This window comes from Acinetobacter sp. WCHAc060006, assembly GCF_004209135.1.
Taxonomy (GTDB): Bacteria; Pseudomonadota; Gammaproteobacteria; order Pseudomonadales; family Moraxellaceae; genus Acinetobacter; species Acinetobacter cumulans.
Genome location: NZ_SGSS01000015.1, coordinates 46,105 through 68,592 on the forward strand (window position 1 = coordinate 46,105; position 22,488 = coordinate 68,592).

The window sequence follows — 22,488 nt, forward strand, 5'->3', positions numbered from 1 at the left end:
ACATGACTATGATGAGTTTTCCAGCTCAAGTCAGGTGTAATTCACACAAGCAATTGCACCACAGCTGGAAAAGTCTGCTAATCTTTCAGCAACTTTATAGATTTAGAATAATTTGGGAAATTTTATGAGTAAGGCCCTACCCATTGCTGTCGCTGTTGTACTAGGCGGTGCTGCACTTGTTCCAGTGTATTTTGCGTCACAAAAACCAGCTGTACAGGCTGCGACTTCAACTCAACCTGCAGCCAATGCCTCTGCTGTCGCAAAAATCAGCTATGCATTGGGCTATGAAGTTGCTCACCAAACGCCTCCAGAGCTTGATATTGATAGCTTTGTGACCGGTGTTCGTGCAGGTCATGCCCGCACCCAACCGGCTTATACAGAAGAAGAATTACAACAAGCCTATGTACAGTTCCAAAAAGACATGCAACAAAAACAGCATGATCAAGTGCAACAAGTACAAGTTGCTAGCGACACCTTCCTTGCTGAAAATGCTAAGAAACCAGGTGTTGTAACAACCGCATCTGGCTTACAGTATAAAATTACGAAAGAAGGTACAGGGAAACAACCTCAAGCCAATTCGATCGTGACAGTCCACTACAAAGGCCAATTGGTAGATGGTAAAGTCTTTGATAGTTCAATTGAACGCGGTGAGCCAATTGAGTTCCCACTGAATCAAGTGATTCCTGGTTGGACTGAAGGCTTACAATTGATGAAAGAAGGCGGTAAAGCAACGCTCTATATTCCAGCAAAATTAGGTTATGGTGAAAACGGCGTTCCTGGCACAATTCCACCAAATAGCACGCTTATTTTTGATGTTGAATTGATTAAAGTGAAATAACAAAAATGATTCCAAGGAGAGCATTTGCTCTCCTTCATTTCTTCTGGAAATAAACAACATGAAAATTAAAATAAGCCTGCTATGCTGTGCACTTTTGAGTGGCACGACCTTCGCAAAAGACATTAATACGCAAAGTAGCACTGCCGAACAAGTGGGCTATAGCTTTGGTTACTTAATGGGTCGTAGTAATGCCGATGCCATGAAAGATATGGATCTTGATGCCTTTGTACAGGGCTTAAAAGCATCATCTCAAGGGCAAACTGCAACCTTAACTGACGAAGAAATGACGCGTGTATTGACCCAATTTAAGCGTCGAGCAGAAGCGAAACAATTGATCGAGCTAAAACAAAAAGCCGACGAAAATGCAAAAATTGGTACTGCATTTTTAGCTGAAAATGCCAAAAAAGAAGGGGTTAAAACCACCAAGTCTGGTTTGCAATATATTGTCATCAAAGAGGGAACCGGCAAATCGCCTAAGGCCAATTCAAATGTGACCGTCAATTATGAAGGTCGCTTAATTGATGATACTGTTTTTGACAGTTCAATTGCACGTAACCACCCCGCTAACTTTCAAGTCAGCCAAGTGATTCAAGGCTGGACGGAAGGCTTACAACTGATGAAAGAAGGCGCGAAATATCGCTTCTTTATTCCTGCAAATTTGGCCTATGGTCAAATTGGTTCAGGTGATGTCATTGAACCCAATAGCACCTTAATTTTTGATGTTGAGTTACTCAACGTGAATTCTAAATAATTCATTACAATTTTGGCTTATTGCCCTACGGGATGATAAGCCTGCCTCAGCCCTAAGTCAGCTCTATATTCCGTGCAGGATAGTGTACTTTTACCCTAATTTATTAGCCTGTAATTTACGCATTTATCATAAATAAATCATATTTTTATGCTTTAATCTTTGCATTCGTATTGGAACAAGGATTTGGCTTCATGGCTCTGAAAATAAAAACACGTGAAATTCAATATAAGGCGGTAGATGGAACAACTTTAATTGGATATTTTGCCACACCTGAAACAGATCAAGTCGTACCTGGCGTACTGGTTTCACCTGAATGGTGGGGACGAAATGACTATACAGAGCAGCGCGCACGAGAATTAGCAGAACATGGCTATGCCGCTTTGGCCCTCGACATGTACGGCAATAAAAACGTCACCACAGATGCAAAACAAGCCTATGCTTGGATGATGCAAACTTTCGAGCAAAGCAATACCATTGTAGATCGTGCTACAGCAGCACTGAACTGTCTTGCATCTCAAGCAGAAGTGGATGCTTCCCAACTGGGTGCGATTGGTTTTTGCTATGGAGGCAAAGTTGTATTGGATTTGGCGCGCTCTGGTGCACAGCTCAAAGCTGTTGCAACATTCCATGCCAATTTATCTGCACAAACGCCTGCACAAGCAGGTCAAGTTCAGGCAGAAATTTTGGTCCTCCATGGTGCAGAGGACAGCATGGTTAGTCTAGATGATGTCGCAAAATTTAAAGAAGAAATGTTTAGCGCTCAGGTTGAGCATGACATCATTGTATATGAAGATGCTAAACATGGATTCTCAAATCCATTAGCAGATGAACGTGCTCAAGCCAATGGCGTTGACTTAGGCTATAACGCCGAAGCAGAAAAAAAGAGTCTGGCTGCCATGTACGATTTACTCGACCGCAATCTTAAAACTGCTGAGCAAATTTAAGTTTATAATTTGAATATCCACTGATTCGAAGGAGGATAGAACAATGAATACGCACTGCCCTTATTGTGACTACAATGATTATGCAGTACTGGCACAAAATGAATTTGGATCGATTCTCCCAGAACCCCAAAGCCTATCTAAAGGACATTGTGTCATTATTCCAATACGTCATGTCAGTTCATTTTTTGAAATCACTGACAAAGAACGTAAAAGCTTAATGTCTTTATTGGAACAAGCGCGCAATGAATTAAATTTAATTCATCAGCCAGCGGGTTTTCATATTGGCTTTAATGACGGCCATGCATTTGGCACAGAAGCTGAGCATTTGCATATTCACATTATCCCCTATTATGACAACCAAGACTTAGTCCTTGATCAGCGCTGGGGCAACATAGCACAGCCTTAATTTTTGAGTAACGATGTTTAGATACAGGTCCTATTGGGGCCTGTATCTTTTTTTCTACGCTTTTAGAATGTTGATATTTATGCTTATATTCATGGGCACTTAATCTAACTAAATCGTGAACAACGATTCCTATCCGACATGAGCACTTTAGATTTCTAATAACAGCCATTTGGTTCAATAGATTAATGATCCTTATGACAGATTTATTCTACTAAATCATAAATATATGTTCTGTTTGCGAGTAGATAATTCACTTGAATATATCGAACTTTATAGCAGGTTTTATGCTTAATTTTTTGTTGAAAAACAAAATACTTATAGTGAAATGGAAAACCATGAATATTCATATTTTGAAGTAAAAGCTTCTCACCATTTATATTGACCTCATGTCTTTCGATTCCATGCTTAGTTGAAAATGCTTTTTCTAAATACAAGCATCCTAAATATATATTCTGATGATTTTTTGATAGTTCTTTAGCTTTATTAATTAGAAAAAAAATGCTCTCTTAAAGTATGTATTGTGAATGAGGAAAATATAATGATCAGACTAATTTGAACATAATGTCTTTTTGAATATTCAGCAATTCCCATTATTTTTAATACCTACAAATTAGAATGCACATCGATCTCAACCCTAAGAAAATATCTAAATAAAACAATAATAAACACCAAATTCATTATTGATTTTACAATTTTAAAGTTAAATCAAAGCGCATCAAATTTGAATGGTCTACAATAAAGCGCGTTTTTCACTGTATTAATGATGTTCCATGTCTTTTAAATTTTCAGATGCTTTACTGGCTTGGTTTGATGTTCATGGTCGCCATGATTTGCCTTGGCAAGTTGTCGATGATCCATACAAAGTCTGGGTGTCTGAAATAATGCTCCAACAAACGCAGGTCAAAACCGTCTTGCAGTATTTTGAGCGTTTTATTATGCGTTTTCCCACTGTACAGGACTTAGGCCGTGCCAGCTGGGATGATGTGGCGCCTTATTGGGCTGGTTTAGGCTACTATGCCCGCGCGCGAAATTTACATAAAGCAGCTGGCATTGTCGCGCAAAAAGGAGCATTTCCTAGCAATTTAGAACAATGGATTGAACTGCCTGGCATTGGTCGTTCAACCGCTGGGGCCTTAATGTCTCTGGGCTTACGTGAATACGGCGTGATTATGGATGGCAACGTTAAACGTGTGCTCTCACGCTTTTTTGCCATTGAAGATGACCTGTCTAAGCCACAACATGAACGTGAAATGTGGGCTTTAGCAACGCAGTTATGTCCTACTGAGCGTAATCATGACTATACGCAAGCAATTATGGATTTAGGTGCAACCGTCTGCACGCCCAAAAAACCGCTTTGCCTCTATTGCCCAATGCAGCAGCATTGCAAGGCGCATCAGCAAGGCATTGAAACTGAACTGCCATTTAAAAAAGCCAAAAAGCCTGTTCCAGTTAAAGAAGCACAGGTCTTGTTGATTCAATCTGCTGGAGAATGGCTTTGGATACAGCGTCCAAATCAGGGCTTATGGGGTGGTTTATGGTGTTTGCCAATTTATGAAAGTTCACTTGATTTCCAAAATGAATTGCAACGCTATGCACTGAAAAAAGAAATTTCTCGTGCACAAATTTCACATAGCTTTACCCATTTTACCTGGCACCTTGATGCGATTGCCGTTGAACTTCCTCCAGATCAAAAAGAACATTTGGCAATCGAGTTCAATGCGCAATGGCTAACACCACAAGCCGCATCTGCACTCGGAATTCCAACCGCAATGAAAAAATTGATCTCAGCCATCAATCTATGACATAGTCAGAACACAGTGCTTCGGCACATCCAATTAGATCATAGAGGGATTGCCGTGCTGCGCTGGATTGCAATTGTCATTTTAGGAATGAATCTGCTTTGGCTGGCCGCTTGTACCAGCACACCACCAGCACCCTCCAAACCACTGCCCCCCGCACAAATTCAAAAACTCCAACAGATGCGCTTGCCAACTAAACTGCCAGTGCCTGTAGACGATATTAAAGCCAAAAATTTAAAAGATACTTGGGGTGCATCACGTAGCAGTGGTCGTACACATGAAGGGATAGATATCTTGGCTCCACGTGGAACGAAAGTCTACACCGCCACCGAAGGCTTGATTGCCGACTTACGCAATAACAATTTGGGTGGTAAAGTGGTATGGATAATCGGGCCAGCAGGCTCTTGGCATTACTATGCACATTTAGATGACCATAAGCGTGGACTTAAAGTCGGAGATTATGTCAAAAAAGGTGATCTCATTGGCTATGTGGGCAATACCGGCAACGCTCGCCATACCGCCCCACATCTACACTATGGTATTTACTTAAATGGCAAAGGCCGAGGTGCAGTTAACCCCTTCCCTTATTTACGTTAATTATCAGGAAACATTCATGTCAGAAGCACTGATCAGCCGCCTTGTTGAATTTGCAGAATCAGGTAACCAACAAAAAATCACCGTGGCTGGACAGACCCATCAAGGCTGGATTATGGAAATTACCGAAGAAGCACTCATGATCAGTACAGGCTATGCAGACAAAGCGGGCAAAGATGTATGGATTCAATTTAGTGACTTAGATCAAGCGGCACTGTCTTATTGGGACAATCAAAATGACCAATGGTCTGAATTTAAGCTTTAATTGGATCAACTCAAAACCATGAGCGCCCAACGCTGTGCGTGGTGTACACAAGACCCGTTGTATATCCAATACCACGATCATGAATGGGGGCACCCGCTACATGATGAAGCACAACTGTTTGAAATGTTGTGCTTAGAAGGCCAGCAAGCTGGGCTATCTTGGATCACCGTACTTAAAAAACGTCAGGCATATCGCCAACATTTTTTTCAACACGATATCGCCAGCATTGCCAATATGAGCGATACGCAACTGGGAAACATTGTCAAAGACCCAAATGTGATTCGTCACCTAGGTAAATTACAGGCCATTCGTAGCAACGCCATTGCATGGCAAAATTTAAAACTCGTGGGTATCGACCCTGTGGCATGGTTGTGGTCATTTTCAGTCCAACCAACACTGTGCAATGATGTGCCCAACTATTATCAAGCGCCAGCTCAAACAATAGAAAGCCAAGCCATGTCCAAAAGCCTAAAAAAGCAAGGCTTTAAATTTGTAGGGCCAACGATTTGTTATGCCTTTATGCAAGCTGTGGGCATGGTCAATGACCATGAAAATAGTTGTGACTTTAAATATCAAATCCTCTCAAAAAAGGAGCGTTGAGATGAGTGAAAATACCATTCATGCCTATGCAGCCATGCAGGCAGGTGAAGCACTACAGCCTTATCAATTTGATGCGGGTGAATTACTCGCACATCAGGTCGAAATTAAAGTTGAATACTGTGGCCTGTGTCATTCAGATCTTTCGGTTATTGATAATGACTGGAACTCTGCTGTTTATCCTGTTGTAGCTGGCCATGAAATTATTGGCACCATTGCACGTTTAGGTTCAGAAGCCAAAGGATTAAAATTAGGTCAGCGTGTTGGTGTGGGTTGGACTGCTGAGAGTTGCCAATGCTGTGACCCATGCGTAGCAGGACAGCAAGTACAGTGTACTGGTGACAAAGTTGCAACGATTGTTGGCCATGCAGGCGGTTTTGCAGATAAAGTCCGTGCTGGTTGGCAATGGGTCATTCCTCTGCCGGATGATCTTGATCCTGAATCTGCAGGCCCACTGCTTTGCGGTGGCATCACGGTATTCGATCCCATTTTAAAACACGAGATTCAAGCCATTCATCATGTCGGGGTCATCGGTATTGGTGGTCTTGGCCACATGGCGATTAAACTACTTAAAGCTTGGGGCTGTGAAATTACTGCATTTACCTCTAGTTTAGATAAAACAGAGGAGCTTAAAGCCATGGGCGCTGATCATGTGGTCAGTAGCCGTGATACTAATGCACTCAAAGCACATCGTGGCAAATTTGACCTCTTACTGAGTACCGTGAATGTCACATTAAACTGGCAGGCTTATCTTGCGACTTTAGCACCCAATGGCGCTATTCACATGCTTGGGCTGGCACTCGAACCCATGCAAATTCCAGCAGGTGCGCTCATCAGTGGTTCTAAATCGGTCACTGGCTCGCCAACAGGTTCACCTGCCGCTTTGCGCCAACTGTTAAAATTTGCCGCGCGTAAAAATATTGCACCACAAATTGAATTGTTCCCTATGTCACAAATTAATGAGGCGATTGAACGATTACATTCAGGTAAAGTACGCTACCGTGTGGTACTCAAAGCAGATTTTTAGGCCCTGCGCGATCAAATCTAAACTAAAAAAGCCTGCATCACTGCAGGCTTTTTTATATCGACATAGCATAAGTATTGCTTTCGATATTTAAGCAACCGCTTGATTGTCCAGCTCTGCCCGAACCCAATCTGCGAGTAACTGAATAGCTTGCTGAACCTCAAACGATAGCTCATGCCCTGCATTGAGGCGGATGCAATTGTTATAGCGCCTGTCTTCACCAAATAAAATTCCCGGCACCAAATTAATCCCTTGTTCGGCAGCAAAATAATACAGCGCTAAACTATTAATCTGATCTGGAAATTGAAGCCACAATGCATAATTCCCTTGTGGATCATTAAGACGAAAATCTATGCCATGAAAAGCCTGCGCAATAAACTGACGGTACTGCTGTACCTGTTGTTGTAACTGGGGGCGTAATGCCGTTAAGTGCTGACGATATTCGCGGCTAAAGATAAAATCTGCCAAGCCCAATTGCAGCGGTGTATTGACTGAGACATTGCGCAGAATAATTTTTGCATGCATTGGTTTTAAGCGTGTAGGCAAACAAAACCATCCCACGCGATAAGAAGGTGATAATGACTTGGAGACAGAACCGCAATACACCACATAACCCTCTTGATCCCAATACTGAATCGGAAGCGGTCGCTGCATGCTAAAGCTACATTCGGCATAAATATCATCTTCAATCACATAGCATTGATATTTGGCAGCCAATTGCGCAATTTTTTCTTTATCTGCATTACTCAAACAAAAGCCCAAGGGATTTTGATAATTTGCAGTGAGTAAACAAACTTTAGCCCCTGACTGTTGCATGGCTTGTTCCAATCGCACCAAGTCAAAACCTTCCGTATTGGCAGGAATCTCCACAATTTTACGGTTGAGTAAGGCCAGCATCTGCAATTGCCCATTATAGTTAGGGGTTGGCACAATCACGCCATCCCCTTCACGCGTCAAGCTTTGAATCATAACGGCCAATGTTGGCATGCAACCATTGCTGATATAAATCAATTCTGGGGCAATATGAAAGCCATCTTCAGCCCAATGGGCAGACAGTGCTTCACGCAGTCGAATATGCCCTTGGCGGTCGCTATATAGAAAATCTTCAGGCTTGCTGTACTTTAAGGCACGTTGAATCGAACGACTTAATGCTTTGGCTGGGACTAAATTCGGAGAAAGCTGAATTGATCCTAAATGAATGAGCTTGCTATTGATAGCGGCTTCATGAATTTCAATTTGCAGTGCTAAATTGGAAACTTCACGCATTTCCGACTTGAAATCTGGATGCTTTGGGGCATCAATAGCACAACCTGACACAGTCGAGGGACGCTGTACAAAATAGCCAGACTTAGCTTTCACATAAATCAGCCCTTGCGCTTCGAGCATTTCATAACAGCTTTTTGCTGTGTTTAGACTAATGTTATGCTGCTCAGAAAATTGACGTAATGAAGCTAAGCGCTGCCCCGCAACAATATCCCCAGCCAATATTTTCTGCCTCAGCTGCTGTGCCAGCAGCTGATATTGAAATGCCATATCTGTACCCGTTTTTTTATATTTTCTGTATCTGTATCCTAAACACTAACATATTTAAGCTTTCTGTACAGTTTTTCAAAAGGATACAGGAGCGATTCATGAGAACAATAGCCACAGCGCTCAGCCTATTCAGTTGTGCAATTGCACTTTCAGCTTGCCAGCCACAAGGCAATACCGTCGCTCAACAGCAACATTTTATTTGTAGTGCATTAATTGAAGGCTTTTTAAAAACCCAAAATCTGACCCAATATCAACTCTGGCATATTCAGCCTGCATTACAGCATGTTGCCAGTCAGCGCTTATATGTGTATCAGGCGCAGACATCTTATCAACCCCGTCTCATGCCGAGTCAAAAAAAATTGCGCTTTAACTGTGAACAAAACAGTGCTCAGCAGTTTCAAATTAAACTGGCGCCATCAGCAGAGGCAAATGGTGCAGTACCTGAAGAAACCTTGCTTAGCCTACAGTTGCCTCAGCCTGAACGGATGAAACAACTGACCGTGTATACATTGGGTTCACCGGAAAGAAAGTTTTAAACACTACTTTAAAATGTCAGGTAAGGGCGCGAAATTCTTTGGTTTTTCTAGCTCTACTTTCATTTTTTGCAGCATTTGATAAGGCTGCTGTTGAACAAACATATTCACGACTGACAAGGGAATAGACCCTTCAGGATTGGCATAACCATAGGTCGATACTTTGACTTTTTGTGGGCCTAATTTCTGAAACGACCAATCGCCTTCATACTGATTCAGTCGGACGTAGTTTTTATTCAGCATATAGCCTTTTTTAATGGCTTTATTTTGTATGCTAATGATGCCCTGTGCATCTTTGCTCATTTTACCTTGCACAACCAAATCGCGGTCTTTTAAAGGAAATGGAAAATCCAACACCATATACAGTTGGAATTCACCTTTTTTGTCATCGCGCGATAAGACTTTCATTTGACTTAAAAAAGGCACCCATTCCATTGCATGATCCACGTCTAAAATCAGCGCCACAGCTTGTTCAATGGGAACATTAAGCGTGGTTTCTGCTTTATACATCATGATTGGGTTTTGGCTGTCTTGAATCGTCCAAACTTTAATATTGTTTTTATTAATACTGAGCTTAACGTTATCTGTAGGTGCTGCCTGTGTAGTCGCAGAACATGCGAGTACACAGGCCATCAACAAAGCTATTTTCATTCCAATTATTCGTCTTTTTAGTTTTCTTTTATTTTTATAGCGGATTTTGAAGTGCTTTTATACTTGAATATCGTTAAATCCAAGTACATCTTTCATATCATACTTACGCGCTTCACGGCCTACGACCCAAGCGGCTGCACGTACTGCACCCGCAGCAAAGTTCATACGGTTGGTCGCTTTATGCGTAATTTCCACACGTTCACCTTCACCAATAAACATCACCGTATGCTCACCGACGATATCGCCACCACGAATGGTTTGGAAACCAATGCTTTGGCGCTCACGTGGACCAGTATGGCCTTCACGGTGATATACGGCGTCTTGTTTTAAGTCACGACCCAAAGTTTCAGCAATCGCTTCACCCATCATCAGTGCAGTACCTGATGGCGCGTCAACTTTATGACGGTGATGTGCTTCAATCACTTCGATATCTACTGTGTCACCAAATACTTTTGATGCCAGTTCCAACAGTTTGATTGAAACATTCACGCCGACTGAATAGTTGGCTGCATAAACCACGGGCGTTTCTGTTGCAGATGCATCTAAATAGGCTTTTTGTTCATCATTCATGCCTGTGGTACCAATCACGATTGCGACACCATGTTCACGGCAAATTTTGAGGTGATTGACGGTAGCTACAGGTGCAGTGAAATCAATCACGACATCACAGTCCTTCACAACTTCTTCTAAACTACCGACAATTTTCACATCTAGACGGCCAATGCCAGCAAGTTCGCCTGCGTCTGCACCCAAAAGTGAGCTTTCTGGACGTTCTACAGCTGCTGCAAGTTTAAAACCTGCTTGTTCAACAGCTTGAATAAGAATACGACCCATACGGCCACCTGCCCCTAAAATGCCAATGCGTGGAGTTGCTGACATAACATTTTCCTAATGCTAGATTCAAAATTGCCCTTACTATAGCAAAACTCCTGACTTTGGCTAAGTTTGACACAAAAAAATTATGCTTTTTTCCTCGCTTGCTCTGTTGCGCTCACGCACGGATGAAATCCCCTATCGTACCCTCATCTGTATTGCATTTTTTAAGTGATTTTCGATGTATCATAGGCGAGTTTTTTTTATACTGAATGAGCATGAAAAACGTCCTGTTTGCTTGTGCTGCAATATGCATTTTTTTCGCATGGCTAATGCCAGTCCATTACCGACCTTGGGTCACCTATACCGGTGAGCTATATGCGTTTATCTCCCTGATGTTTTTGATGGTGGCCTGCGTCAAAGACAAATTTTATCTTCCTAAAATTGGCTTGCCCTTTTTAGCTTTGGCCGTGTTGCCTTTTATTCAATTGGCATTCGGCCATGTGTACTTTTTTAGTATCGCATTCCTCGGATTTCTGTACATCGCTGCTTTTTGGCTCGCAATGACCTTGGGCTTTAATCTGTCTCGAGGTCCAGAACAGCGTGCAAAAACTTTTCGTTATTTAAGTTTTAGCTTCTTAATTTCAGGTGTGGCAACTGGTTTGGTTGCGATTTGCCAAGCGCTGAATTTTGATGAGCCTTTAAATGCCATCATGATGAATATCAGTGGTACGACGCGTCCATTTGCCAATTTTGCCCAGCCCAACTTAATGGCAACCTTCTTGCTCATGGCCTTAATGGCAACGCTGTATTTATATGAGAAAAAAGCCCTTGCCACACGTTGGTTAGTGCTGGCCGCCTTGCCGATTTTAATCGGTGTTGTACTGAGTCAATCGCGTACCTCATGGGTCGCGAGTATTTGCATTCTGCTGTACCTTGCCTACCAACAATTCCGCCATCAGGTTCGTTTACGCTGGTTTTATAGTCTAGCGTGGTTTGGTCTGTTTATCGGCTTAATTGTGGTGCTTCCACATGTGACACAATTACTGGCCGACAGCGCCAATATGAACGTGATTCAAGGTCGTGATCTGGCTCAACGTGCCGGTGGCGATATGTCTCGCTTGGCGATTTGGCAACAGATGGTGCATGCAGTCGCCGCACAGCCGTGGTTTGGCTATGGTTGGTACCAAACCAGTACCGCTTTTGTCAGCATCTCAGAGCATTTCCAAGGACCTGTGTGGATTCGTAGCGCACATAACTTTGTCCTCGATTTTATTCTATGGAATGGCTTTATCGTTGCGATTCCATTTTTTGCTTATCTGGCGTATTGGCTCATTCAATTACACCGCCAAGTGAACTCAGCGGAGTCTGTGGTTGCCTTGTTGATGCTCGGTGCATTCATCATTCACATGATGCTCGAATTTCCACAAAATTATGCATTCTTCTTGATTCCTGCAGGCTTTATTTTGGGTACGCTACAAGCGCAATATGCACAAACCAAAACCGTAGCACTGCCTGCACTGGGCAATAAACTGATTTTGGTTTTTGGTTTAGCCATGTTGGCCTTGGTCTACCGTGATTACGACACGCTGGTGCCGAAGTTGGGCAATGTCTATAAAAATGAACTACAGCCTGAAAAAATCACCAATCATGATCGAATTTATGTACTAACCGAATTGGATCAACGGATTAATTTTATTCTGATTGATCCGTTTACCCAGTTAAGCCCACAACAACTGCAAATGGCAGGTGAAATGGCACGTAGCTATCCAACCCGTTATCACATCATTAAATACGCTAAAATGCTGGCATTTAATGGTTATGAAGCCGAAGCGAAACATCAGCTCAAACTACTGGCGATTATCCAAAAAACGGATATGGACTATGACAGCTTACTTAACGGTGCGCCAAAGCAACCTTAAGGCTGTTTAAGCACATAAAAAAAAGCGCCTTGAGGCGCTTTTTTTTATGCTTTCGATGGCATTGACTGCATGACTTAGTCAAATAAGCGATCTAAAAACGATTTTTTCTTCGGAGAAGATTTACCGCCTTCTTCACTTTCCATACTCGCTTGTAATTCTTTGAGTAACTCACGTTGACGAGTAGTCAAATTCACAGGTGTTTCCACCACAATACGGCAAAGTAAATCACCTTGCATGCTGGTACGTACAGGTTTTACCCCTTTGCCACGTAAACGGAATAACTTACCAGTTTGCGTACCTTCAGGCACTTTCAAGCTGACACGGCCATCGAGTGTTGGAATCTGAATTTCTTTACCTAAAGCCGCATCAGCAATGCTTACAGGCACGTCCATATACAGATCTGCACCATCACGTTGGAAAATCTCGTGTTCACGGACAACCACTTCTACGTACAAGTCGCCTGATTGGCCGTCACGAATCGCTTCGCCTTTACCGCTTAAACGTACGCGATCGCCATTGTCTACGCCTGCAGGAATAGTGACTTCCAAAGTTTGCTGACGGTCAGACACACCTGAACCATGACATGTATTACATGGGTTCTTAATGATTTTGCCTTGACCACGGCACGTATTACAGGTTTGCTGTACAGAGAAGAAACCTTGCTGCATACGCACTTGACCCGCGCCATGACAGGTTTTACAGGTTTCAACGTCGTTAGGATTTTTAGAGCCTTTACCATCACAAGTTTCACACGGCGCAGGCGCAGTGAACGTAATGGTTTTTTTCACGCCCTTCACCGCTTCTTCAAGGGTGAGTTCCATCACATAACGTAAGTCTGAACCACGGCGTGCGCGTTGCTGACCACCACGGCCACCACCACCAAAAGCACCACCGAAAATGTCGCCGAACTGGCTGAAAATGTCTTCAGCGCTGAAACCACCGCCAAAGCCACCACCGCCGCCCATACCGCCTTCAAATGCTTGATGGCCCATACGGTCGTACATGCTACGCTTTTCGCTGTCTGAAAGAACTTCATAAGCTTCAGCAGCTTCTTTGAATTTCTCTTCAGCTTCTGGGTTATCTGGGTTACGGTCAGGGTGATACTTCATCGCCAACTTACGGTAGGCTTTTTTAATTTCATCATCACCTGCGGTTTTAGATACGCCTAAAACCTCATAATAATCACGTTTAGCCATGTCTGGCGATGCTCCTCACGGAATTTATTTAATACTGGGCTGTGGTCTGAAATTGGGGGATCAAACCATTTTTTCAAGGGTCAGCGATGAAAAAAATAAAGACGAGTTAAAAAACTGCTTTATTTTTAAAGAATTTAGATAAGCCTTGTACCCATGCATTTAACAAATATAAAAATGCAATGGCACTAAAAATAACGCCAGCAACAGTGCAACCTGTTACCCATAGCGCGCTGTCCCAATAAAAGAAGAAGAGTGGAATAAACCAAAGTGCTGCAAACAAAGCCAAAATAGTGAAAATTACGATACTACGCATCACCCAAAATGCCTGTGCTTGTAACCAAACTTCAGCGGAATCGACCTGTGTGACTTTACGTGCCAGCCAATACGCTAACACCCCACTAACCACGGTAAAAATCGCCAAAAACATGAAGACGTAAGAAATCGCAATATAGCGCCGATACTTGATCAGTTTATCTGTCGTCATGTCTGATTTAACCCCATACACTGCCCTGTGAATCTTTACCCCGAACAGTGTTTGTCTTATAAAAATTTTCAGCAAAGATTTAGGTGCTACTATATTGAAAAAAACAATATTTCGCACCCATTTTTACACTTTCTCAGGACTTTTTTTCACCTTAAACCACTGTGCATACAAGGCTGGCAAGAAGAATAATGTTAACAGTGTCGCAACAATCAAACCGCCCATAATCGCAACGGCCATCGGACCGAAGAAAATACTGCGCGATAATGGAATCATGGCCAAAACCGCAGCCAATGCTGTGAGTACAATCGGACGACAACGACGTACCGTCGCATCCAGAATTGAATCCCAAGGATCATGCCCTGCTTGGATATCTTGTTCAATCTGATCAATCAAAATCAGTGAGTTTCGCATGATCATCCCTGACAGCGCGATGGTGCCCAACATGGCCACAAAACCAAATGGCTTATTAAAAAGTAGCAAGAATAAAACTACGCCAATAATGCCCAGTGGTGCAGTCAAAAACACAATAAAGGTTCGCGACATACTTTTGAGCTGAATCATCAGCAAGGTCAGCACCACAGCAAGGAACATTGGCATACCTGCATTCACAGAAGATTGACCTTTTGCAGACTCTTCTACTGTGCCACCCACTTCCAGCAAATAACCATTTGGTAGTGCTGCACGCAATTTTGCCAATGGCTCTGCAAGCTCATTGACCACCGTTGCAGGCTGTAGTTGACTACGAATATCCGCCCGTACAGTAATGGTCGGTAACCGATTACGATGCCAGATCAAACCGTCTTCAAACGCATATTCAATTTTAGCAATTTGCGCTAAAGGTACAGATTGACCTGACGCCGTAGGTACAGCCAAACTACTGAGTGAACCTACATCAACACGGTCAACTTGGTCGCCGCGCATACGGATTTCAATCAAATCACGTTTTTCACGGTATTGATTGACTGATGCACCGCTAATTGCACTGCTTAAGAAATTAGATAAATCTAAACTGCTGATGCCCAATTGGCGTGCACGATCTTGATCAATGTCTAGTTGAATAACTTTACTTGGCTCGCCCCAATCTAAATGGACATTGGTACTATTTGGATTCGCACTAATTGTAGCTGCGACTTTTTGTGCCCATTCACGCACTACGTCCAAGTTTTCACCTGAGACTCGAAATTGTAATGGATAGCCCACAGGTGGGCCATTTTCCAATAAAGACACCCGTGTACGCGCCTCAGGTAACAGCACACGAATTTTGTCACTCAAATTACGGCGAATTTCATCTCGATCATCGAGTGATGATGCCAGCACGACAAATTGTGCAAAGCTAGCCTGTGGTAATTGTTGATCTAAGGGCAAATAGAAACGTGGTGAACCAGTGCCGACATAAGCCACAAAGTTATCAATGCCTTGTTGTTTCGATAAAAAATGCTCGACTTTACGTACAGCAGCTTCAGTGGCTTTTAAAGATGCCCCTTCTTCAAGTTTAATATCGACTAAAATTTCGGCACGGTTCGACGGTGGGAAAAATTGTTGTGGCACCAGTTTAAACATCATCACTGACAACACAAAAATGGCCACCGTGGTTGCAATCACAGTTTTACGATAGGTCACACAAATATTCACCCATCGCTTAAAGCCCTGATAAAACTTGGTTTGATAAGGATCATGATGCTCACCAGCATGATGAACCACAGGTGCAGGCTCAGGTTGTTTTCTTAAACGTGCCAACAAGCGTGCATACCACGGCGCTTTTTGTACCAGGTCTTTATTAAAATCGGGGAGCAGTTTGTCTCCTAAATAAGGCACAAATAGGACTGCCGCAAACCACGACACAATCAGTGCAATCGTGACCACTTGGAAAATTGAGCGGGTATATTCACCAGTACTCGATGCAGCCGTGGCAATCGGTAAAAAGCCCGCTGCAGTAATCAAGGTTCCCGTTAACATTGGAAATGCTGTGGTACGCCATGCATGACCAGCCGCTTGTATACGGCTATAGCCTTGCTCCATTTTAATTGCCATCATTTCTACGGCAATAATGGCGTCATCGACCAACAGACCCAAGGCTAGAATTAAAGCCCCTAGAGAAATTTTGTGTAAGCCGACATCGAGCATATTCATGCCCGCAAAGGTCATGGCCAAGACCAATGGAATGGAAAATGCCACCACCAATCCTGTACGAAAGCCCAAAGAGAAAAAGCTCACCAGCAGAACAATAATCACCGCTTCTGCCAAGACTTTCATGAACTCGTTTACACTGCGCTTTACTGCCACAGGCTGGTCTGAAACCTTCTGTAATTTCATGCCCAGTGGTAATGATTTTTGCAGTTGTGCAAATTCAGTTTCGAGGTTTTTCCCCAATGCCAGAATGTCTCCACCCTTGCGCATAGACACCGCAATACCAATGCCATTTTCACCCATAAAACGCATACGAGGCTGTGCTGGATCGCTAAAGCCACGGTAAATATCAGCCACATCGCCCAATTGAATGGTTTGACCATTTACCAGTAAGGGCATTTTTTTCAGTTCTTCAACCGTTTTTAAACTACCACTGGCACGCACTTGAATGCGGTCTGACTGCGTTTCAAAAAAGCCTGCACTGGCCACTGTATTTTGCTGTTGTAAGGCTTGCTGAATCGCAGAAACAGGCACACCCAATTGGGCAGCCTTGGTATTGGACATTTCAATCCAAATCTTTTGATCTTGTAGGCCAATCAAATCGACTTTGCTGACATCCCGCACGCGTTGCAATTGCAGTTGTAAACGGTCGGCATAGTCTTTCAGCGTGGCATAGTCAAAGTCTTTGCCTGTCAGTACATAAATATTGCCAAAGGTATCGCCAAATTCATCATTAAAAAATGGCCCTTGCACCCCACTAGGCAACTGATGACGAATGTCATTCACCTTTTTACGCACCGTATACCAAACGTCTGGAATATCTTTTGAACGCAAAGAATCTTTGGCAACAAAGGTCACCATAGACTCACCTGGACGTGAAAACGCCATAATGCGCTCATAATTGCCCGTGGTCATGAGTTCTTTTTCAATGCGATCTGTGACTTGTAAAGACACCTCTTCCGCTGTTGCACCCGGCCAATAGGTCTGAATGATCATGACCTTAAAAGTAAATGGCGGGTCTTCACTTTGTGCTAATTTCGAGTATGAAAATACCCCAACGATGCCCAAGAGGATCATAAAATAAAGGACCAAACCTTTATTTTTGAGCGCCCATTCCGACAGGTTAAAATTCATTTTTAACCCCCAGCTCGAACAGTCACCGCACGATTTTCTCGGTCAATCGGACGTATTTTTTGTTTATCTCGTAATAAATGCACACCGCCAATCACCACATAATCTGAAGGTGCTAAACCACTCAACACAGGTACGCTGTCACGGCCATAGGCACCTAAGCTCACAGGGACTTTATGTACCGTATTGTCCGCTTTCACCGTTAACACATAGGCTTGTTGCCCTTGTGCAGACACACTTGATAATGGAATGTTTAAGGTTTCATGAGTCGCAGTATTTAAAAATACCCGTGCACTTTGTCCCAGTTGAATCACACCTGAGCCTTCACGCAAAGCGACTTTGACACGATACGTGCGCGACTGATCCGCTGCAGGTGCAATTTCACGGACATAGGCTTGAAACTTTTCTTCAGGCTTCGACCACAGACTCACTTCTGCAACTTGCCCTGTTTTTATGCTTGAAATGAGCTGCTCAGGTACACCCACCACGACATCTCGCTCACCATCAATCGCCAGCTGATACACCGCCTGCCCTGCAGACACCACTTGCCCAACTTCTAAATTACGCTGTGTAATCACACCGTTTTTACTTGCAATTAATTGGTTATATTGCGTTTGGTTTGCGCTGGCGTCGTCATTTGATTGCGCTTGTTTTAAACTCGACATCGCTGCTTTATATTGATTTTCAACAGCATCATATTGTGAACGGCTAACAGCATTCATTGGCAGTAATTGCTGATAACGCTTGAGTTCATCACCTGCTATTTTGGCAGCAGATTGCGCACTTTCTAATTGCGCACGCGTGGCATTTTTTTGTAATTCTGCATCTTTTACATCTAAACGCGCTAAGACCTGCCCAACTTTGACCTGATCACCGACATCCACATAACGTTCGACCACCTGCCCTGCGACACGAAAAGCCAACGCAGTTTGTTGGCGCGCTTGCACTTCACCTGCATAGCTTTTTTGCTCAGCATGACTGCTACTTGCTTGCGCCACCATGACCAAAGGAACTTCCTGTTCCGTAGGTGCATCATGATGACTACACCCCCACAAGGTCACACTACAAACGATGATTATGCCTATACAGGCGGTCTTGATCGTACTCATGAACTTAGGCTCTTATCTAAAGTTGTTTTTTCAGGCAATATAGACGAAATTAAAATGGTTATTTTTTAATTAATAAACTATACGGCACATTAATTACCTATTTAAGGTAAAATCAATGACTTTAATGACATTTTGGAAACTTTTTTAGCAAATGACTGCTGGCCGACCGAAAGATTTAGAAAAACGTAAACGGATTTTAGATGCCGCAAAAATTCTATTTTTAGAATGTGGTTACCACGGCTGTAGCATGAATAAAATTGCACAAAAAGCCGATGTCACCAAACTGACGGTATATAACCATTTTCAAGACAAAGAAAGCTTGTTTACCTGTGCAATTGCAGAAACCTGTGATTCTCTGATTAATGCTCGTCCAATGGTATTAAGCCCTGATAGTAATTTCATTCAAGCATTTATCAGTGCTTGTGAGCTCACCTTAAATTTAGTGAATTTACCCGAAGCACTCAAAATGGAATATTTATTGTTGGAGTTGGCTTCACAGCATAATCCACTGGCACAGCAGTTTTATAATGCATCTCATCAAAAACTCAGTGCCTTATGGCAAAACTTTTTTGACCAAGCCGTGGCGCTAAAGTTTATTCAACCTGCTGCTGAGCGTGAACATCTGCTGTTATTGTTTTCTTTACTGTTAGGTATGCGCCACCATGAAGTCCTCATGGGAGTCCGTGAAATCCCCAATCCTCAAGAGCAGGAACAGATTATTCAATCCGCGCTAAAGTTATTTTTACTGCGCTATTCGCCTCAAGCCTAGCTGGCATTTAGCTTAAACCTTCACATTCTGCTGTTTTGGCATTCAGTTTGCTAATTAATACACAAAACAAATCCGACTTTTGTCGAGGTTTCACTTGGCAAGACCAAGATTCGCGCTATAGTCAAAATCAAGGACATACGGAGAATGTAGAATGATTCAACAAATTGATGCTCCACTAAGAGAAGATGTACGCCTGCTGGGAAATTTATTGGGTGAAACCCTGAAACAGCAGGCTGGACAAGATTTGTTTAATCAAATTGAACAAATTCGTGCCTTGGCCAAGGGTGCACGTGATGGTCAAGCCGAAGCAGAAAAAGAACTCGAAAAATTATTTTTAAGCCTAGAAGACCATGAAATTCTGCCGCTTACCCGCGCTTTTACCCACTTTCTAAATTTTGCCAATATTGCAGAACAATATAATGTGGTGCGTAGCCGTCGCCAAAGCGAATTTGATGAGCACGCTCCATCACCAAATCCTTTAGATCACTTATTTCAAAAATTTAAAGATCGCGACATCAGTTCAGAAACGCTGTATCAACAAATTTGCGAACTCAAAATTGAATTGGTCTTAACTGCGCATCCAACAGAAGTCAGCCGTCGCACCTTGATTCAAAAATATGACGGCATCAATGACTGTTTATTTAAAATGGATCAGCAAAAACTCACGCCACGTGAACGCAGCGCAGTTTTAGATGATTTAAAACAATTGATTTGCTCTGCTTGGCAAACTGATGAAATTCGTCAGCACCGCCCGACTCCAGTAGATGAAGCCAAATGGGGCTTTACCACTATTGAGCAAACCTTATGGAATGCTGTGCCGAAGTTTATGCGTGAATTGGACGGCATGGTGGCAGAACATTGTGGTCAATCTTTACCTCTCACCATCGCGCCAGTTCGCTTTGCCTCTTGGATGGGCGGTGACCGTGACGGCAACCCCAATGTCACCCATGACATCACTCAAGAGGTGCTGTGGTTATCTCGTTGGAAAGCTGCTGATTTATATGTGCGTGATATTGAAGCCCTGCGTTGGGAACTGTCGATTGAACAATGTAGCGATGAACTACGAACAGCCTTAGGCAAAGAACACGCTGAACCCTACCGCGAATATTTACGTGACACACGCCAACGCCTGAAAGCCACACGTTTTTGGCTGACAGAAAAACTACGTGGCCATGATGCCGACGACAGCCAAGTGATTAAAAGTAAGGATGAACTGCTTCAGCCGCTTTTACTCTGCTATCGTTCGCTCATCGCATGCGATTTGCCTGAAATTGCCAACGGTAAACTGTTGGACTTCATTCATCGCGTAAATTGCTTTGGTATTGAATTATTAAAGCTGGATATTCGTCAGGAATCTGGGCGCCATCGCCAAGCGATTTCTGCCATTACCGAATACTTGGGCTTAGGTAATTTTGAAACATGGACAGAACAAGCACGACAAAATTTCTTGCTCCAAGAACTTCAAAGCAAACGTCCATTATTACCTAAACATCTGAGTGAGCCTGAAGGTAGTCTGATTTGCCATCCAGATGTGCAAGAAGTGTTTGCGACCATGCGCACATTGGCCTCACAGCCAAGTGAAAGTTTGGGAGCTTATATTATTTCCATGGCCGAATACCCAAGTGATGTATTGGCAGTATTATTACTGCAAAAAGAAGCGGGCATTTTACATCCCTTACGTGTCGTTCCTTTATTTGAAACCCTCAAAGATTTAGATGGCGCATCTAAAACCATGAACACCCTATTTAATATGCATTGGTATAAACAGCATATTCAGGGTAAACATGAAGTGATGATCGGCTATTCGGACTCAGCCAAAGATGCTGGCTTTATGTCTGCCAATTGGGCACAGTACCGTGCGCAAGAAGAACTGACTGAAATTGCTAAAAATCATGCAGTGCAGTTGACCTTATTCCATGGTCGTGGCGGTTCAATTAGTCGCGGTGGTGCACCAACTCAACAAGCTTTGTTCTCTCAACCGCCAGGTTCCATCTCTGGGGCTATTCGTGTAACCGAACAAGGCGAAATGATCCGCTTCAAATTTGGTTTAGAAGGCATTGCGCTCCAAAATCTTGAGATCTATACCGCGGCTACGCTCGAAGCTACATTGCTTCCACCACCAGTGCCGAAACCAGAATGGCGCGAGCTCATGCACAGCATGACGGACCTCTCTGTACAGGTCTACCGCCAAACAGTGCGTGAAAACCCACACTTCGTGAAATACTTACGTACGGTTACCCCTGAACTCGAACTACAAATGCTACCGTTGGGTTCACGCCCAGCCAAACGTAAAGTCAGTGGCGGGATCGAATCTTTACGCGCGATTCCATGGGTATTTGCATGGACACAAATCCGTTTGATGCTCCCTGCATGGTTAGGTACAGGTGCAGCCATTAACCAAGTGCTCGACCAAGGCCAAAAAGCCATGCTTGAGGACATGCTACATCAGTGGCCTTATTTCCAAACCTTAATTGATATGTTGGAAATGGTGCTCTCCAAAGCAGACAGTCATGTGGCTTTATATTATGAAGCGCATCTGACTCAAGATGAAGATTTGAAAGTTTTAGGTGAAGAGCTACGTCAACGTTTACGTGATGCGGTGCAAACACTTTTAGCGCTCAAAGGTGAATCTAAACTGCTCAGTAGCAATGATGTTTTAGATCAATCCATGAAAGTGCGTAAGCCATATTTATTACCATTGCATCTGCTCCAAGCTGAATTAATGAAACGACGCCGTGCTTACTTGGCCAATTGTCAGGCAGAAAATACCCCTGTCGATCATGCACTGATGGTCAGCATTGCAGGTATTGCTGCTGGGCTACGCAATACAGGCTAAGTTAAACACTGTATTTTTTTAGCATAAATAAAGCACATCGCCATGATGTGCTTTATTTATAAGCGATTGCAAGAAACATCCACAATTTATTTATATCAAGAATAAGATTTATTTATAACTAAACAGCTCGATACAATTGGCGATTAATAACTGATTTCACTTTATT

20 protein-coding genes are annotated in these 22,488 nt (G+C 43.0%); 13 read left to right on the forward strand and 7 right to left on the reverse strand.

Annotated elements, in window-relative coordinates; genetic code table 11:
* The first annotated feature begins 124 nt into the window (after positions 1-124).
* The 9 genes from bamJ (EXE29_RS10285) (at position 125) to ahr (ending at position 7,221) form a co-directional block, all read left to right on the forward strand.
* Entirely contained in the window at positions 125-838 is a 714-nt protein-coding gene (gene bamJ / locus EXE29_RS10285) for a BamJ family beta-barrel-assembly machinery protein (RefSeq protein ID WP_120364597.1), read from the forward strand.
* A 58-nt stretch (positions 839-896) separates the two neighbouring features.
* Positions 897-1,589: a BamJ family beta-barrel-assembly machinery protein gene (gene bamJ, locus EXE29_RS10290; RefSeq protein ID WP_106985617.1), complete on the forward strand. Its 693-nt coding sequence runs from the start codon at positions 897-899 to the stop codon at positions 1,587-1,589.
* 191 nt (positions 1,590-1,780) lie between these two features.
* Positions 1,781-2,533, forward strand: a complete 753-nt coding sequence (locus EXE29_RS10295) for a dienelactone hydrolase family protein (RefSeq protein WP_120364598.1) — start codon at positions 1,781-1,783, stop codon at positions 2,531-2,533.
* A gap of 43 nt (positions 2,534-2,576) precedes the next feature.
* A complete protein-coding gene (locus EXE29_RS10300) occupies positions 2,577-2,939 on the forward strand; it encodes an HIT family protein (protein ID WP_120364599.1) in 363 nt (120 codons plus the stop codon).
* 770 nt (positions 2,940-3,709) lie between these two features.
* Positions 3,710-4,741: an A/G-specific adenine glycosylase gene (mutY, locus tag EXE29_RS10305; protein WP_120364600.1), complete on the forward strand. Its 1,032-nt coding sequence runs from the start codon at positions 3,710-3,712 to the stop codon at positions 4,739-4,741.
* Between the two features lie 87 nt (positions 4,742-4,828).
* Positions 4,829-5,335, forward strand: coding sequence for a M23 family metallopeptidase (locus EXE29_RS10310; RefSeq protein WP_120364613.1), 507 nt, complete (start codon positions 4,829-4,831; stop codon positions 5,333-5,335).
* 16 nt (positions 5,336-5,351) lie between these two features.
* Positions 5,352-5,597, forward strand: a complete 246-nt coding sequence (locus tag EXE29_RS10315) for a hypothetical protein (RefSeq protein WP_120364601.1) — start codon at positions 5,352-5,354, stop codon at positions 5,595-5,597.
* A gap of 18 nt (positions 5,598-5,615) precedes the next feature.
* The gene (locus EXE29_RS10320) at positions 5,616-6,197 is read left to right on the forward strand and encodes a DNA-3-methyladenine glycosylase I (protein WP_117007687.1); all 582 of its coding nucleotides are present in this window, start codon (positions 5,616-5,618) and stop codon (positions 6,195-6,197) included.
* Between the two features lies 1 nt (position 6,198).
* Positions 6,199-7,221 (forward strand): NADPH-dependent aldehyde reductase Ahr, encoded by a 1,023-nt coding sequence (gene ahr / locus EXE29_RS10325; RefSeq protein ID WP_120364602.1) that lies wholly within the window; start codon positions 6,199-6,201, stop codon positions 7,219-7,221.
* An 87-nt stretch (positions 7,222-7,308) separates the two neighbouring features.
* Here ahr and EXE29_RS10330 read toward each other — a convergent pair whose 3' ends face one another.
* Complete coding sequence (locus tag EXE29_RS10330) at positions 7,309-8,751, reverse strand: aminotransferase-like domain-containing protein (RefSeq protein ID WP_120364603.1); 1,443 nt, start codon at positions 8,749-8,751, stop codon at positions 7,309-7,311.
* Positions 8,752-8,849: 98 nt separating this feature from the next.
* On the opposite strand from EXE29_RS10330, the gene EXE29_RS10335 reads away from it, so the two are divergent.
* The gene (locus EXE29_RS10335; RefSeq protein ID WP_120364604.1) at positions 8,850-9,287 is read left to right on the forward strand and encodes a hypothetical protein; all 438 of its coding nucleotides are present in this window, start codon (positions 8,850-8,852) and stop codon (positions 9,285-9,287) included.
* Positions 9,288-9,290: 3 nt separating this feature from the next.
* Here EXE29_RS10335 and EXE29_RS10340 read toward each other — a convergent pair whose 3' ends face one another.
* A complete protein-coding gene (locus EXE29_RS10340; protein WP_106985627.1) occupies positions 9,291-9,935 on the reverse strand; it encodes an START domain-containing protein in 645 nt (214 codons plus the stop codon).
* A gap of 57 nt (positions 9,936-9,992) precedes the next feature.
* Complete coding sequence (dapB, locus tag EXE29_RS10345; protein ID WP_117007684.1) at positions 9,993-10,814, reverse strand: 4-hydroxy-tetrahydrodipicolinate reductase; 822 nt, start codon at positions 10,812-10,814, stop codon at positions 9,993-9,995.
* 212 nt (positions 10,815-11,026) lie between these two features.
* On the opposite strand from dapB, the gene EXE29_RS10350 reads away from it, so the two are divergent.
* Positions 11,027-12,670 carry a PglL family O-oligosaccharyltransferase gene (locus EXE29_RS10350; RefSeq protein WP_120364614.1) on the forward strand — a complete coding sequence of 548 codons (1,644 nt, stop codon included), beginning with the start codon at positions 11,027-11,029 and terminating at the stop codon, positions 12,668-12,670.
* Between the two features lie 74 nt (positions 12,671-12,744).
* Here EXE29_RS10350 and dnaJ read toward each other — a convergent pair whose 3' ends face one another.
* The 4 genes from dnaJ to EXE29_RS10370 form a co-directional block, all read right to left on the reverse strand.
* The gene (dnaJ, locus tag EXE29_RS10355; RefSeq protein ID WP_106985630.1) at positions 12,745-13,866 is read right to left on the reverse strand and encodes a molecular chaperone DnaJ; all 1,122 of its coding nucleotides are present in this window, start codon (positions 13,864-13,866) and stop codon (positions 12,745-12,747) included.
* A gap of 106 nt (positions 13,867-13,972) precedes the next feature.
* Positions 13,973-14,350 carry a hypothetical protein gene (locus EXE29_RS10360; protein ID WP_106985631.1) on the reverse strand — a complete coding sequence of 126 codons (378 nt, stop codon included), beginning with the start codon at positions 14,348-14,350 and terminating at the stop codon, positions 13,973-13,975.
* A gap of 123 nt (positions 14,351-14,473) precedes the next feature.
* On the reverse strand, positions 14,474-17,611 hold the full coding sequence (locus EXE29_RS10365; RefSeq protein WP_106985632.1) for an efflux RND transporter permease subunit: 3,138 nt from the start codon (positions 17,609-17,611) through the stop codon (positions 14,474-14,476).
* A gap of 2 nt (positions 17,612-17,613) precedes the next feature.
* Positions 17,614-18,717: an efflux RND transporter periplasmic adaptor subunit gene (locus tag EXE29_RS10370; protein ID WP_106985633.1), complete on the reverse strand. Its 1,104-nt coding sequence runs from the start codon at positions 18,715-18,717 to the stop codon at positions 17,614-17,616.
* Positions 18,718-18,868: 151 nt separating this feature from the next.
* Here EXE29_RS10370 and EXE29_RS10375 point away from each other — a divergent pair, with 151 nt between their 5' ends.
* A complete protein-coding gene (locus EXE29_RS10375; protein ID WP_106985634.1) occupies positions 18,869-19,486 on the forward strand; it encodes a TetR/AcrR family transcriptional regulator in 618 nt (205 codons plus the stop codon).
* Positions 19,487-19,637: 151 nt separating this feature from the next.
* Positions 19,638-22,322 carry a phosphoenolpyruvate carboxylase gene (gene ppc, locus EXE29_RS10380; protein ID WP_106985635.1) on the forward strand — a complete coding sequence of 895 codons (2,685 nt, stop codon included), beginning with the start codon at positions 19,638-19,640 and terminating at the stop codon, positions 22,320-22,322.
* The last annotated feature ends 166 nt before the right edge of the window (positions 22,323-22,488 follow it).

Coding starts and splice junctions, on each gene's coding strand:
- bamJ (WP_120364597.1), top strand. CDS start 125: ATGAGTAAGGCCCTACCCATTGCTGTCGCTGTTGTACTAGGCGGTGCT.
- bamJ (WP_106985617.1), top strand. CDS start 897: ATGAAAATTAAAATAAGCCTGCTATGCTGTGCACTTTTGAGTGGCACG.
- EXE29_RS10295 (WP_120364598.1), top strand. CDS start 1,781: ATGGCTCTGAAAATAAAAACACGTGAAATTCAATATAAGGCGGTAGAT.
- EXE29_RS10300 (WP_120364599.1), top strand. CDS start 2,577: ATGAATACGCACTGCCCTTATTGTGACTACAATGATTATGCAGTACTG.
- mutY (WP_120364600.1), top strand. CDS start 3,710: ATGTCTTTTAAATTTTCAGATGCTTTACTGGCTTGGTTTGATGTTCAT.
- EXE29_RS10310 (WP_120364613.1), top strand. CDS start 4,829: ATGAATCTGCTTTGGCTGGCCGCTTGTACCAGCACACCACCAGCACCC.
- EXE29_RS10315 (WP_120364601.1), top strand. CDS start 5,352: ATGTCAGAAGCACTGATCAGCCGCCTTGTTGAATTTGCAGAATCAGGT.
- EXE29_RS10320 (WP_117007687.1), top strand. CDS start 5,616: ATGAGCGCCCAACGCTGTGCGTGGTGTACACAAGACCCGTTGTATATC.
- ahr (WP_120364602.1), top strand. CDS start 6,199: ATGAGTGAAAATACCATTCATGCCTATGCAGCCATGCAGGCAGGTGAA.
- EXE29_RS10330 (WP_120364603.1), bottom strand. CDS start 8,751: ATGGCATTTCAATATCAGCTGCTGGCACAGCAGCTGAGGCAGAAAATA.
- EXE29_RS10335 (WP_120364604.1), top strand. CDS start 8,850: ATGAGAACAATAGCCACAGCGCTCAGCCTATTCAGTTGTGCAATTGCA.
- EXE29_RS10340 (WP_106985627.1), bottom strand. CDS start 9,935: ATGAAAATAGCTTTGTTGATGGCCTGTGTACTCGCATGTTCTGCGACT.
- dapB (WP_117007684.1), bottom strand. CDS start 10,814: ATGTCAGCAACTCCACGCATTGGCATTTTAGGGGCAGGTGGCCGTATG.
- EXE29_RS10350 (WP_120364614.1), top strand. CDS start 11,027: ATGAAAAACGTCCTGTTTGCTTGTGCTGCAATATGCATTTTTTTCGCA.
- dnaJ (WP_106985630.1), bottom strand. CDS start 13,866: ATGGCTAAACGTGATTATTATGAGGTTTTAGGCGTATCTAAAACCGCA.
- EXE29_RS10360 (WP_106985631.1), bottom strand. CDS start 14,350: ATGACGACAGATAAACTGATCAAGTATCGGCGCTATATTGCGATTTCT.
- EXE29_RS10365 (WP_106985632.1), bottom strand. CDS start 17,611: ATGAATTTTAACCTGTCGGAATGGGCGCTCAAAAATAAAGGTTTGGTC.
- EXE29_RS10370 (WP_106985633.1), bottom strand. CDS start 18,717: ATGAGTACGATCAAGACCGCCTGTATAGGCATAATCATCGTTTGTAGT.
- EXE29_RS10375 (WP_106985634.1), top strand. CDS start 18,869: ATGACTGCTGGCCGACCGAAAGATTTAGAAAAACGTAAACGGATTTTA.
- ppc (WP_106985635.1), top strand. CDS start 19,638: ATGATTCAACAAATTGATGCTCCACTAAGAGAAGATGTACGCCTGCTG.